At 61.4% G+C, this 12911-nt stretch carries 14 protein-coding genes and 1 tRNA gene; 7 read left to right on the top strand and 8 right to left on the bottom strand.

Features of this window, described 5'->3' with window-relative positions; translation table 11 throughout:
- Window positions 1-13: 13 nt before the first annotated feature.
- The 4 genes from U1A53_RS13345 to U1A53_RS13330 all read left to right on the top strand — a co-directional run bounded on the left by U1A53_RS13345 (window position 14) and on the right by U1A53_RS13330 (window position 2277).
- A complete protein-coding gene (locus U1A53_RS13345; RefSeq protein WP_322281615.1) occupies window positions 14-610 on the top strand; it encodes a hypothetical protein in 597 nt (198 codons plus the stop codon).
- A 21-nt stretch (window positions 611-631) separates the two neighbouring features.
- Window positions 632-718: transfer RNA gene (locus U1A53_RS13340), tRNA-Leu, on the top strand.
- A 44-nt stretch (window positions 719-762) separates the two neighbouring features.
- Window positions 763-1662, top strand: coding sequence for a DUF4159 domain-containing protein (locus U1A53_RS13335; RefSeq protein ID WP_322281613.1), 900 nt, complete (start codon window positions 763-765; stop codon window positions 1660-1662).
- Window positions 1663-1680: 18 nt separating this feature from the next.
- Window positions 1681-2277, top strand: coding sequence for an RDD family protein (locus tag U1A53_RS13330; protein ID WP_322281612.1), 597 nt, complete (start codon window positions 1681-1683; stop codon window positions 2275-2277).
- A 40-nt stretch (window positions 2278-2317) separates the two neighbouring features.
- On the opposite strand, the gene typA is transcribed toward U1A53_RS13330, so the two are convergent.
- From typA to U1A53_RS13315, 3 genes are all read right to left on the bottom strand, one after another.
- Window positions 2318-4159 carry a translational GTPase TypA gene (gene typA, locus U1A53_RS13325; protein ID WP_322281610.1) on the bottom strand — a complete coding sequence of 614 codons (1842 nt, stop codon included), beginning with the start codon at window positions 4157-4159 and terminating at the stop codon, window positions 2318-2320.
- A gap of 186 nt (window positions 4160-4345) precedes the next feature.
- A complete protein-coding gene (locus U1A53_RS13320; RefSeq protein ID WP_322281609.1) occupies window positions 4346-4891 on the bottom strand; it encodes a hypothetical protein in 546 nt (181 codons plus the stop codon).
- A gap of 1116 nt (window positions 4892-6007) precedes the next feature.
- Window positions 6008-6328 carry a hypothetical protein gene (locus U1A53_RS13315; RefSeq protein ID WP_322281607.1) on the bottom strand — a complete coding sequence of 107 codons (321 nt, stop codon included), beginning with the start codon at window positions 6326-6328 and terminating at the stop codon, window positions 6008-6010.
- A gap of 270 nt (window positions 6329-6598) precedes the next feature.
- On the opposite strand from U1A53_RS13315, the gene U1A53_RS13310 reads away from it, so the two are divergent.
- Window positions 6599-7102 (top strand): SRPBCC family protein, encoded by a 504-nt coding sequence (locus U1A53_RS13310; RefSeq protein WP_322281605.1) that lies wholly within the window; start codon window positions 6599-6601, stop codon window positions 7100-7102.
- Window positions 7103-7400: 298 nt separating this feature from the next.
- Here U1A53_RS13310 and U1A53_RS13305 read toward each other — a convergent pair whose 3' ends face one another.
- From U1A53_RS13305 to U1A53_RS13285, 5 genes are all read right to left on the bottom strand, one after another.
- Window positions 7401-7877, bottom strand: a complete 477-nt coding sequence (locus U1A53_RS13305) for a cupredoxin domain-containing protein (protein WP_322281604.1) — start codon at window positions 7875-7877, stop codon at window positions 7401-7403.
- A 73-nt stretch (window positions 7878-7950) separates the two neighbouring features.
- A complete protein-coding gene (locus U1A53_RS13300) occupies window positions 7951-8388 on the bottom strand; it encodes a hypothetical protein (RefSeq protein ID WP_322281602.1) in 438 nt (145 codons plus the stop codon).
- A gap of 101 nt (window positions 8389-8489) precedes the next feature.
- Complete coding sequence (locus tag U1A53_RS13295; protein ID WP_322281601.1) at window positions 8490-8645, bottom strand: hypothetical protein; 156 nt, start codon at window positions 8643-8645, stop codon at window positions 8490-8492.
- A gap of 106 nt (window positions 8646-8751) precedes the next feature.
- Complete coding sequence (locus U1A53_RS13290; RefSeq protein ID WP_322281599.1) at window positions 8752-9510, bottom strand: hypothetical protein; 759 nt, start codon at window positions 9508-9510, stop codon at window positions 8752-8754.
- A 2-nt stretch (window positions 9511-9512) separates the two neighbouring features.
- Complete coding sequence (locus tag U1A53_RS13285; RefSeq protein WP_322281598.1) at window positions 9513-11276, bottom strand: hypothetical protein; 1764 nt, start codon at window positions 11274-11276, stop codon at window positions 9513-9515.
- Between the two features lie 144 nt (window positions 11277-11420).
- Between U1A53_RS13285 and U1A53_RS13280 the strand changes: the two genes are divergently transcribed.
- Together U1A53_RS13280 and U1A53_RS13275 are read left to right on the top strand one after the other, a co-directional pair.
- Window positions 11421-12020 carry a L,D-transpeptidase gene (locus tag U1A53_RS13280; protein ID WP_322281597.1) on the top strand — a complete coding sequence of 200 codons (600 nt, stop codon included), beginning with the start codon at window positions 11421-11423 and terminating at the stop codon, window positions 12018-12020.
- Window positions 12021-12250: 230 nt separating this feature from the next.
- A complete protein-coding gene (locus U1A53_RS13275) occupies window positions 12251-12865 on the top strand; it encodes a PEP-CTERM sorting domain-containing protein (RefSeq protein WP_322281596.1) in 615 nt (204 codons plus the stop codon).
- Window positions 12866-12911 lie beyond the last annotated feature (46 nt).

The following is a 12911-nucleotide window of genomic DNA, read 5'->3' as shown; positions in this document are numbered from 1 at the left end:
CCACGTTTTTGCCATGCAACCGATTCTGTTGAGCACCGGCGTTGATCCGTTCCAGATGGCGATCATCGTCATTGCGGTCATTGCCGGCTTCATCAAATGGCTGTGGGAGAACTGGCAGTTGAAGCGTGAGGCCGCGCAGAGAACGCCGCCTGATCCCGAGGAGCAGCGCCTGCGTGAAGCCGCGTGGCGCAAACAAACCGGCCAAGGCGGCCCGCCACCGCTGCCGCCTCCCGCCGCTCCCTCGGCGTGGGATGAACTGCGCAAGGCGTGGAAGGAACTGCAGGAGACCGCCAGGCAGACGCAGGCACCGGTGCCGCCGCCCCAGCCCGCCAGCAGGCCGCCGCCGGTTCAACAGCAGCGGCAGCGACCTGTGCGCACTTCCGCACCGGTTGCACCGCCCTCCCCGGTGGCCGCTGCTTCCACAACTCCGGCCCCAGTCATGCAGGAAAACAATTTCCCGCAGCAGAAGCAGACCACCCCCAAGGTCTCCGTCCTCGCCGCCGTGCACAACCTGCGCCGTGATCCCGCCCTCATGCGGCAGGCGATTTTGATGCAGGAGATTCTTGGTCCGCCAAAAGCCTTGCAAAGCTCCGCTGATTTCGCTATCTAAAGCCCGCTTCTTTGAGACAACGCCGGTGTGGTGAAATTGGTAGACGCGCTAGACTCAAAATCTTGTGTCCGTGAGGACGTGTCGGTTCGAGTCCGACCACCGGTACCAAAGAAGCCCGCAGGAGACAGGGCAGAGCAACGTATCATTCCCGCATGAAACCTTCCCGTGCCGCACAAGCCCTCGTTGCAGCCCTTGCGTTGATCGCGTGTCTCGCCTGGGCGGCGGAGGATGACAAGGGCGGCGGCACACCCAAGAATTTCGGCATCAACGACGGCAGCCTCCCGGAGAATCCGCGCGAGTACCGCCGCAATGGCTACGACATCTATCCCACCTGGCCGGTCAGCAAGGAACTGCCCAACGACGTCTTCACCTTCGCCCGCATCCGCTACAATTCAGCCTATGGCGGTCGCTGGAGCCGTGGCGGTGGCCGCCAATGGTCCACGGACTATCCGGACTCCGACTTGAACATGTCCTACCGTCTCCAGCAGCTCACCTCCCTCCAGGTGAATCCGAACGGGGCCATCGTGGACATCATCCCGGAGCAGATGCGCCATTACCCCTTTCTCTACATGATCGAGGTGGGTCACATCAGCATCACTGACGAGGAGGCCAAAACGATGCGCGACTACATGCTCAACGGCGGCTTCATCATGGTCGATGATTTTTGGGGCACCGAAGCCTGGGAGAATTTTGAAGTCGCGCTCAAGCAGATCTGGCCTGACCGCAAAATCGAGGAGATTCCCTTGGAGCACGAAATCTTCCACATGGTCTTTCCCATCAAGGTGAAGCCGCAGATCCCGCACATCCGCTACGCCGAGTACGTCATCAACCAGGGCATCACCTGGGAGTTCGACAAGCCCGGCTCCGAGCACGTCCACTACCGCGGCATCTTCGATGACAAGCGCCGCCTCATGATGGTCATCTGCTGGAATACCGACACCGGCGAAGGCTGGGAGCAGGAAGGCACCGACCCGTGGTACTTCCGCGAATTCTCTGAGAAGTACGCCTATCCGCTCGGCATCAACATCATCTTCTACGCGCTGACGCATTGAGGTCTGAATTTTCGCCTGATGAACCCGGAAGACATCAATCCGTATGCACCACCACAGTCCAATGTGGTGAAAATCGAAGAAGAAGTCCTGCATGATGCCCCGAGCGCGGGCAGCGGGAAGCGGTTCCTCAACTACTTGATCGACCGGGTGGCCGTCTTCGGCCTTTTCTTTGTTGTCGGCATTGTCCTGGTCACCCTTGATGAGCTGGGCATCACCTTTGAGGCTGCCTCCATCTTCGATAAAATCGGTTTCTTGGAGGACATGCTGCTCACCGGTGTCATGACAATGATGTATTACAGCTGTTTCGAGGGAGCCTGTGGCAGATCCCTGGGAAAATGGATCACCGGCACCAAGGTCGTTTCAGTCACGGGCGAGCCGCTCTCGTTTGGCAAAGTTCTCGGGCGCAGCCTCACCCGCATGGTTCCCTTTGAGGCGTTTTCCTTTCTCGGGGGTGCCGACAGCGGCTGGCATGATGCATGGACCGGCACACGCGTCATCGACCTTCGCGCAGCGCCTGTGCCCAAACCACGTCCGATGAGCGCCAGCAACCTGCCGCGCTTCTACACACCGCAGGCACCGGTGCAGGCGGTCTCACGGCCCCAAGACCCGGCGTGATCCGCTTGGATCACGCTCCAACAAACGGTGGAAGGGTTGACTAAGCCGCGCCTTCGAGCTGCGCTTCGGTCTTCTTCCGTTCGCGCTGGCGTGTGCTGCTGTCGAGGGTGCGTTTGCGCAGGCGGATGCTCTTGGGCGTGCATTCTGCCAGCTCATCGGGGGCGATGTATTCGATGGCGCGTTCCAGACTGAAGCGAACTGGCGGCGAGAGCGCGATCGCCTTGGTGCCGCCTGCTTCGCGGAAGTTGGTCAGGTTTTTACTGCGTGTCGGATTCACTGGCAGGTCGTCCGCACGTGGGTTTTCACCGATGAGCATGCCGTCATAGACGAGTTCCCCCGGGCCGATGAAGAGCTTGCCGCGAATCTGGATCGTATCCAGTGCATAGCTGGTGGCTTCGCCGCCTTCGGTACTGACCAGCGTGCCGGTGCCGCGCGTCTGCATCGGCCCGGCATGCGGGGCGTATTCTCTGAAGAGATGGCTGTGGATGCCATGACCGCTGGTCTGGTTCATCAGATCAAACTCGAAGCCGATCAATCCGCGTGTTGGAACGTAGGCCTGCAGGCTGGTGCGTCCGCTGTGCGCGTTCATGTCCTCGATCTTGCCTTTGCGCTCGGAGATCGATTTCATCACGTTGCCGAGGTATTCATCCGGCACATCGACGTAGAGCGTCTCAAACGGCTCGCAGAGCACGTCATCAATGCGCTTCATGATCACCATCGGGCGGGACACGAGCACTTCGAAGCCTTCACGGCGCATTTGCTCGACGAGCACGGCGATCTGCATTGAGCCACGGGCACTGACATCAAAAATGCCCGCCGTGTCCGTGTCCTTGACACTGATCGTCACATTCATCTTCTGCTCGCGGTCCAGACGGTCACGAATCTTGCGCGAGGTGACGTGATCACCCTCGCGACCGGCCAGCGGGCCGTCATTCACCGAAAACTGCATCACAATCGTCGGCGGATCGATGGCCACAAACGGCAACGACGGTGCATCTGCCGCACCGGCCACCGTTTGACCAATATCGACATCTTCAAAGCCGCTGATGCCCACGATGTCGCCCGCCGTGCCTTCCACGGAGTCGCTGGTGGTCAGTGTCGTGTATTGAAACACCTTCGTCACCTTGACCGGCTTGGCTTTTTCCTCCGGCGTCTTGCCGAGCAGGAAAATGCGATCGCCGAGCTTCACGCTGCCGCGTGTCACCTTGCCGATGGCAACACGGCCCACAAAATTGTCCCAATCAATGTTCGAGACGAGCATCTCAAAGCTGCCTTCGATCTCCGCTTTCGGTGCCGGGATGTGCTCGACGATCTTGCCTAGCAGGTAGGTCATGTCGTGGTGCTCGCCGTCTGGCTTGTCGCTCACCCAGCCGGCGCGTGCGCTGCCATACAGGAAGGCGGCGTTGAACTGGTCTTCAGTCGCGTTGAGATCGAGAAACAATTCCAGCACCTTGTCATGCACCTTCAAAGGCTCGATGTTCGCGCGATCCATCTTGTTGATCAGCACGATGGGTTTGATGCCCTGTTCCAGCGCCTTCTTCAGCACGAAACGCGTCTGTGCCTGCGGGCCGTCATAGGCATCCACCACGAGCATCACGCCATCGACCATCTTCATCACGCGCTCCACCTCGCCGCCGAAGTCGGCGTGGCCGGGCGTATCGACGATGTTGATGATGTGGCCGTTCCAATGCACGGACGTGTTCTTCGCCTTGATCGTGATGCCCTTCTCCTTTTCGAGGTCCATCGAGTCCATTGCACGTTCAGCGATGGCCTGGTTTTCGCGGAAATTGCCGCTGGAGCGCAGCAGCCCGTCAACGAGCGTCGTTTTGCCGTGATCGACGTGAGCGATGATGGCGATGTTACGAATTTTATCGGGGGTCATGGGCAGTTTTTGGGGGGCGGGGGGTCGCGAGGGTAGCAGGGTCTGCGCCATAGGCAAACGGTACGCTGCGCCGGTTTCGCCCCCTCGCCGGTGGGCAGACTCCGTCAAGGCGTGGCCACGAAGGACACGACGCCTGACGGTCTTGCCACCTCTTGACTCCTGGACGGCTGAGTTTCTCTCTCCGCCTCAAGGCGCCAACTGGAGCGAGTACAGGATCTTGGGAACGGACGCGGCCTTGGAGATGTGCTGCCGGGTCGAGTAGAAGGAGAACACCCAGACACGGTTGCGGTAGGGCAGATGCACTTGCAGGATCGACTGCGACTTGCTGCGGGTGGCGGCCTCGCAGCGGAAGGCGTTCACGCCCGCCAGGCTGAACATGCCGGTGCGCTCGACCTTGGTGAAGCCCCCCTCGGCCAGCGCCTGCTGGATGCCTTTTTGATACACCGCGTTCGCCACCAGCGCGTCCTTGGAGCCGGGATCGTTGCCGCCCAACGGACCGGTGAGCACAAAGCGCAGGCTCTCGTTGTCCGCCGCCGCAAAGAGCACGGCGCCGGCCGGTGCCTGCTGCGCGATCCGCCAGTCCGGCGGCAGGGTCACGGCCAGGCGATGCGCCGGGATCGACACCGTTTCACCGCCGGGCCCCGGCGTGAACTTCAGGGCGGAGGTGCTCGCGCAGCTCGCCAGCAGGAGGGAGGTCAGCAACAGCAGCAGCAGGGAAGGGAGGCGTTTCATCAAAGGGTGGGCTTGGAAGGAGCCCATCAAGGAACGGTGCAGGCGCGAAGGCAACTCGAAATGAACCTGGACATGCATTGCCTGAGCGATGCCTCGCGTCATCAAGTTTTGGGATTCCCAGGTGTTTGGAGTGCTTCATGGAAAAAACTGAAAAGCTGAGACGCTGAAATTCTGATTTCCCATTTCAGCTTTCAGCTTTCAGTTCCCGCTCTCCCTTTCGGTAAGGATCACCCGACGGCGGAGCCGAGGGCGATCAAAGACTGCCGGAGGACCACGTCACGCCGCTGGACCACAGGGCCATGGCTGGAAATGCCTCCGTTTGAAAAAGTTCTCTTCACCCTTGTCGCTCCTCAGGCCGGAGCCTTGGATGACCGCGCAGGTTGAGTCTGCGACTTCGCAAACTGGGTTCGCGACTTCGCAGGTTGAGTTGGCAACTTCGCAGATTGCGTCTGCCAATTCGCAAACCAAGCTGGCGGCTTCGCAGATCGCGTCTGTCACTTCGCAGGTTGGATTTACGACTTCGTCGATGGAGCTGGCGAGTTCGCAGGCTGGATTTGCGAATTCGTTTATGGAGTTCGAGGGTTCGCAAATAGACCCTGCCAATCCGGCGTTGGAGCCGGAGATCAGGCGGGCAGGTCGGGCCGTCGCGTTCATGGCCGCCAGATCATCGGCCCCCGCCCGCTGCTGCCCGACCCTTATTCCCTCTCCGAGCGCACCCTGACGCTCTACGCCAGCGAGATCAGCCACTCCGCCGCCCAATCATTCTTCGGCACCATCCAGCCCGGCGTGCAAATCCACGCCACCTGCCCGCTCTACCTCGTGCGCGACACCCGCAAAGGGGAAAGCCGCAGGATCTCCAGCGCCGCCTCAAGCGCTTCCGCGAGCAGCGGTCTGGTCAGTAGTCAGCCGATCACCTCCTGCCGCTCCCTCGACGGGCTGTACTTAATCTTCAGATCACTGCCATCCCAAACCGCCTCGCAGGATTCGAGACGGTAGGTGTCCCCTTGGTTCCAGCTCATGCCGATGAAGTCCTCGATCAAATCCTTCACCAATACCCGCTCTCCTGGCTGGATGTCCGCTGTCTTGACCCTTAACTCTTAGCCAGGGTCTCCAAGTCTAGCGAGCGAAGCGAGGAGACGAGGGTTTGGGTGGGAGAGGGTCGTCTCCCGGCGGGCGGAAGCCGGGAACGCCATCGCATTGGAACACCAGGCCGGCTTTGTCTGTCCAGAGATGGGGCCGGTGCTGCTGCGGCATGCCGCAGCGTTTGTCCCCAGGTTTGGGGGGAGGCATCGGCGGCGTTGGCGAGGGTGGTGGTGGTGGCGAGGGTGGCGCGGGCGGAGGATCGCGTGGCACCGGCAGCGCCGCCAGTCCCGCCGCGTAGTGAAGGCCGCTGCCGAGGAACAGCGCGGCCAGCAAGGCGGTGAGCAATGGTTTCATGAGATGGGGGGGAGGGATGATGGGGATCATGCGCCGCTGCGAACCGACCCAAGCCCAGGGGGCGCTTCGCGGCGAGGCGAGGCATGACTTCCGTACGTTGTTTCGGCGCGGAGGCCGGTGCTGGATGTATCCCGTCAAGGAAGCGGCAGCGCCGGGAGGTGAAGACGCCGGGTCAGGCTGCGTGGCGGGGGCATGGCCGATGCAAAATCGACCCATCCAAGCGGGACCCGGGCCGCGATAGTCCAGTTCAATCTCACTTCTCGTTTTGCTATGGAAACCATCGACCAAGTCATCGACATCAACCTGCCCGTGCAGGACGTTTACAATCAGTGGACGCGCTTTGAGTCCTTCCCCTTCTTCATGGAGGGCGTGCAAAGCGTGCGTCAACTGGACCCGCAACGGCTGGAATGGGAGGTGCAGATGGGCGGCAAGAAGAAGACGTGGCAGGCGGAGATCTACGAGCAGGAGCCGGATCAATGCATCGCATGGCGCAGCACGAGCGGGGCGAAGACTTCCGGACGGGTGGATTTCTGCGTTCTGGAGGACGACAAGCAAACGCGGATCTTCCTGCACCTGAGCTACGAACCCGAAGGACTCGCCGAAAAGACGGCCTTTGCCCTGGGCCTGGTGAAGGCGCGCGTGAAGGGCAATCTCCTGCGCTTCAAGGAATACATCGAAGACGCGATCTTCCTGCCAGAGGGCTGGCGTGGAGTGATCCACGAACACAGTGTGCGCCGACAGGAAGAGAAGATGGCAGAGGCCGTCATGCAGTAGCGTTGCGACGAGTCGCTGGAACGAATCATGGGGGAGGGGAACCCGCTCAACAGATCGCGCTCACGCGATGGCATGCCCTGATGAAATGACCCAACTGTTCGCAGTTCTCAGTTCGCGGTTGTGCGCGAACGAAGCTGTTGAAACAGCGAACCGAGAACAGCGAACCGAGAACAGCGAACTTTATGATGCTGCGCTCCGCTCACCTGCATCCAGTCAGAAAGCCCTGAAGCGACGGCGTCTTCGCCGTCGCTTCGTGTTTCAACGCCACGGATGTCACAACACAACCACCGAGCTGCGTTCACTCGACCGTGAGGGTGCGCTTCATAGCCTCATGATTCGGGCAGGTGATTTGATACGTGCCGGGCTTGAGGTTGACGTGCATGACCTTGGAGTCGTCAGGTTTGACATCGAGGAGGAACTTCTCATCCACGCCTTCACCTTGGACGCGGAAGTTGTGTTTCTCCTTGCCGGCGTTTTTCACCACGAAAGCGGTTTTGCCCGCTTCCAATTTGGCCGGCATGTCGATGCCGCCGCTGTCGAGTTTGACCTCGACTTTTTTGGCGTCGGAGTCCGGGGTGACGGCATCCACCAAGGCCTTGCCGGCCTTCTTGGTGCCGTCCACGACTGCTTGTCCGGCATCCTTGGTGACCTCTCCGGCTTTTTTCAGCGCGTCCTTGGTCTTTTCGCCGACGGTTTTTTCAGGTTTCTTTTCTTCCGCGGCAGCGAATGACATCGCTGCGGCGCAAGCCAACATGATCAGGGTTAAGGGTTTCATGCCCGTAAATCGAAGACAGGACAGCAAGTGCGTGCCCCGAAAGCACGCCTGACGACTGCGTCAGGCTCCGCTCTTAACCGATGTTCAAATCCTTCCGTGCGACGGCGATGGAGATGGCATAACCGCCCATCACATCGATGAGCGACATGAGGCCGAGCAGAAAAAACACATTGGTGCCGGCGCCGGCGACGACCAGGAACTCGACAATGAAGGTGATGAACACCAGCATGGAGAGAATGTGCTCCAAGGTGGAGTGGTGCGTCGAGCGGGTGGATTTGAGAAGCTCGATGAAGAGCAGCATGAGCCCGCCGATGATCATGGCCTCGTTCCACCCGACGGACCATTGCGCGCCGGAAATGAGCGTGGCCTGCCAGAGAGGCTGGGCAAGCGGGAGCCGAAAGTCGTGCCCCATCTGCAGGGCGACATTGTACACCAGCAGCGCGAACGCCAACAGGGGGAAGCTGCGAATGATCCCGGGCTTCGAACGTGATGAAGTGAGAGCGTCGTCCATGGCAGGCATGTCTGAGTGTGAAGTGTTTAATTTAGAAAAAAACAGACCGCGCCGGGAGCGGCGCGGTCAGCAACGTGGTCCCAAAGCGCGATCTCAGGAACTCAACGCCGACGGTCGTCGGAGATGGAACCCGAGCCGCTCACGGAGGCGGAACCGATGCCGCTGCCTCGGACACTGGCGCTGCCGCCTCCGCTGCACGAGGAAAGCACTGCGGCGGTCAGGAGTGTGATGATGGAAAGAAGGACGTGTGTTTTCATAAGGAACGGGATGTGATGTTTGCACTCATCCTTCGTCGCTGCGGTGGCAAGTGGTCGTAACAATGCGTCTTTTCGGGTGGCGGAGAGACATTGCCAATGACGTGGCTCAGGGCGACGTGACGGACAGCGAGTCGGCGAGGGCGCGGTAGGTACTGCTGACAGGAATCGATTCGCGGGCGGCGCGGGCCTGCTTGGCCAAACTAGGGCCGCAGGTGGAGGCACTGGCGCGGAGCGCGGCGTCATCGCGCACGGATTCTTCCTCGGTCATACGATTGATCATGGCGTCCCAGTTGAGGAGCATGCGCCACTGGTGGAAGGCGACGTAGTGCCTGGTATCATCGTCGGTTTCGGCACCGTAGAGGGCCTGGGCTTTGCGCAGGTGGCTGAAGGCGGTGGGGTAGGCGGTTTCGGCGTGGGCCTTGTATTGATCCAGTGTGAAGGCCTTGCCAGTGGCACGCCAGGCGGCGACGGCTTCGGTGTCGATGGTGAGCGCGGGAACGAGGGTGAGCAGGATGTGATCGCGCATGTGGGGCGCGGGGCCGGCCTGCAGGCCGTTCTGGGCGCTGGCGAGAGCCTGATTGTATCTGGCGGTGCGCGATTCGGCGATGGCGCGCATCATCCAGGCATTGGCCTTCAAGCGGGCATCCGGCAGCGTGGCGATGAAGTCTACAGAAAGCTGGCTGGCGACGGAGGCATAACCGGAGGGCGTGCCGTGGCCGACGGCGGCGAGGTTGTCCTGCCGTGAGGCGGCATCGAACTGGCCCTGGATGGCGCGGAGTTTGGCGACCGGCTGGATCTGGGCGCAAGCGCCGAGCAGCAGGGAGAACAGCAGACAGGCGAGACGAGAGCGGCGGTGGTGGTTCATGGTCAGGCGTGTTTGAGGATGAGCTTGGCGGTGCTGATGACGGCGGCGGTCTCGGTGAGAGTGAGTTCGTCTTGCAGCACCTGAAGGAGCAGGCCCTCGATGAGCACGGGCAGGTTCGCGCCGTTGACGCGGTTTTGCAGCTTGCCGGAGGCGAGTTCGAGCGCGGCGCTGATGGTGGCCTTGACGGGCTTTTTGAGGCTGTCGTCCAGCAGGTCTTCCAGATTGGCGGAGACGACGGGCAGGATGCCGGTGACGATGGCGACAAACACATCGCGGCTGACGAGACGGCGCGGATCCGGGTGCGCGGTGACAGCCTCGACGGCCTGCTGGGTGATCTGGAAGAGCAGGTTGTCTCGCACGTTGGTGGTGTCGAGATCGAGGAGCTTGTCGGCATTGAGCACGCCGGTTTGCACGGCGGACTTCACGAGCGTGAGGAAACCTTCACCGGTGACGAGCTGTTTGGGATTCTCACCGAGCGCCTTGGCGGTGGAGCCGATGATCTGGGCGAGCACGGTCTTCACGTCGTCATCATCCACGCGGTGCAGGAGCTGCTCTGGATGCTTGGAGACTTCGGTGAAGGCGAACTGCGTGAGTTCGACGAGCTGGCGCTTGGAGAGCAGGTCATGCGCGGTCGCGCCGCCAGCAAGGCGCTTGCCCAGACCGTTGGCGATGGCGGTGACGGTGTCGGCAAGGATCTGCTGCTCGGGTTTGTCCGCGTGGATGAGGATCTCGACGTTTTCCGTCACGGCGGCCAGCGCGCTTTGCACGATGGCGGAGACGGTTTCCTTGCCGAAGACCTTGCTGGCCTGCGGCGTGGACAAGGCGGTGACAGTACCGCGGATGAGTGAGGTGAGCAGCTTTTGATCGGTGAAGACGGTGCTGTTCTCGGCCACGGCGGTGAGCGCGCTTTTGTAGATGAGCTCCAGCGACTCGTTGGTGAAGAGGTCTTCCTTGCCGTCGATGCCCGCGATGACGCCGGAGAGCGTGTGCTTCACCAGCGTCTTCGCGGTGGCATCAGCGGGCATGAAGAGGTCGATGTTGCCGGTGAAGGCGGTGGCTCCGCCACGCACGATGCTGGAGGCGATGCGTTGGATGAGATCGCCACGCCGCGTGCGCTCCGCCGCGCTGCCGAGTGCCTCGTAATCTTCCAGCAAAGATTGGGTGACGCCGCCGACGAGGGTTTGCAACCGCCGGTCATCATCGAGCAGAGTGACGTTATCATGCAGCGTGCGCAGCGAGGCATGCATGACATGGGAGAGGAGGATCTTGGGCGTGCTCTCGGAGAAGTTCACCGCATCGAGATTGCGGATGAAAGACTCCAGCACCTGTCGCGTGCCGTTGTTGCGGCCGAGCTTGTCTGGATTGAGCGCGAAGTAATCAATGCCGATTTCCGCGACGAGGCCGACGACACGCTGCAAGGCCGGACGCGCGCCGAAGCCGGCGTTGGCCTGCTCCACGCCGCCGAGTTGCTGGATGAGAGTCAGCGCATCCTGCGGCTTGTCGGCCTGGATGTCCCTGAGAGCGCGGTAGGCGCTGACTTTGTCCGCGTTGGTCTTCACCCAGGCCATGGGAGCGCCAGGCGCGCGCAACTCGGGGTGATCGCGGAAATAATCCACCGCCGCAGACTCCAGCTCGTTCCCGGCGATGTCGCCCACCGGCAGCTCGACGGCGTGCTCGTGCGTGCGGTCGATGAAGATGTCCCGTGCCTTGCCGGCCAGTTTGATGCCGGCCTGAATGGCGAAGATGATGGTGCCTGGATTGATCATGGACGCGGCCTTTCAGGAGAAATGGAATGCTGAAAAGGGATTAAGCCGGTCAGGTGATCGGCCGACAAGAACAAAGCGAGCCGAGAGGCCTGAAACTGCACGGAGAGTCACTTGCCGTCGGCGTGAATGCAGTATGATAAGAGCATGACTGCACCTGTTGCCTGGATTCGGATGAGCTGGCTGCTGCTGGGGCTGGCGGCGTGCCGGCACACGAGCACCCCGCTCGTGGAGGAGGTGCGCAAGGCCGTGGTTCCGACGAATCAGCGACTGGTGGTGAGCGTGGCGGAGCAGATGCTGGTGGCGTTTGACCGCGACCAGCCGAAGCGGATGTACCGGGTGAGCACCTCGCGCTTCGGAACCGGTGACAAACCCCGCTCTTACAAGACGCCGCTGGGCCAACTGCAGGTGGTGGACATCATCGGGCAGGGGCTGCCGTCCGGGGCGAAGCTGAAAGCACGCCTGCCGACAGGGGAAATCGTGCCGGTGGACGCGCCGGGGCGGGATCCGATCGTGACGCGAGTGTTACGGTTGCATGGCCTGGAGCGGTGCAATGCGCGGACGCTGGAGCGTTTGATTTACATCCACGGCACGCCGGAGGAGGCCAAGCTCCAAACGCCGGCGTCGTGGGGTTGCGTGCGGATGGGCTCGTCGGATATCATTGCGCTGTGCCGATGGGTGAAGCCGGGCGCGCGGGTGGACATCGTGTCCGGGAAGCTGCCGGCGCCGAATGCGCTGCCGCCGTGAGGAGTGCAGGGGGGAGGGGAAAACTGAAAGCTGAAATACTGAAATGGGAAAGCGGAGAGCGGGGATGGGGAGATGTCAATTCTGGCACAGGTTTGCACCGTCATGGCGCTGGAAGTGACATTGCAGTCTCTGGCGGTTTGTAGTGTCATGTCTCCACTATGAAGACGAACCCGACCAGGTCTTTGAACAGGGTGATGAGGATTTCGCTGCTGGTGGCCCTTGCGGCTTGTATGACTCGAGTGGCGTGCGGCACGGTGGTGATGATCGATTTTGAATCGATCACGCCGGGCGACCAGAACTCCACCTTTCTACAGGGGTATGGCATCAGCTCCGTGACCACGGGCGGCGGTGGACTGCCGACGCGAGTGTATGCGGATCAGCCGGAGGCGGTGCTGCCGTCGGGAACGCATTTCTTCACGCCGTCCGGCGGCGGTTACCCAAACCCCGCCTTTTCATCGGCGCCGGACTACTTCTACACGGACCTGACGTTCGTCACGCCGGTGGAGTACTTCAGCTTCTACCGCGCGACGCAGAATGTGCCGAGCTATGGCACGGCGGGCTGGCAGGCGGTGGCGTATGATGCCTTCAACAATGTGGTGGACACGGAGGGCGTGGGCCTGGCGGGAGGACTGGATTATCCGCCACCGGCGAATCCGGTGCCGTACCTGCTGCAAGGCGCGGCGGACATCACGAAGGTGCGCTTCCGCGTGAACTACAATTATCAATCCACTTCGGGCACGGTGTGGATCGATGACATGCAGTTCAACACGACGCCGGAGCCCTCGCGCTGCCTGCTGCTGGGCCTGGGACTGACCGGGGTGATGCTGAGACGCCGACGGAGGTGAGGGGAATGTTTGAGATGTGGGCGGGAGTGTTGTATGTAACAACTCA

Source organism: Prosthecobacter sp. (assembly GCF_034366625.1).
In the GTDB taxonomy this organism is placed as follows: Bacteria; Verrucomicrobiota; Verrucomicrobiia; order Verrucomicrobiales; family Verrucomicrobiaceae; genus Prosthecobacter.
The sequence above is the reverse complement of the archived record's forward strand: the minus strand, read 5'-3'. Positions and strand labels throughout refer to the sequence as shown.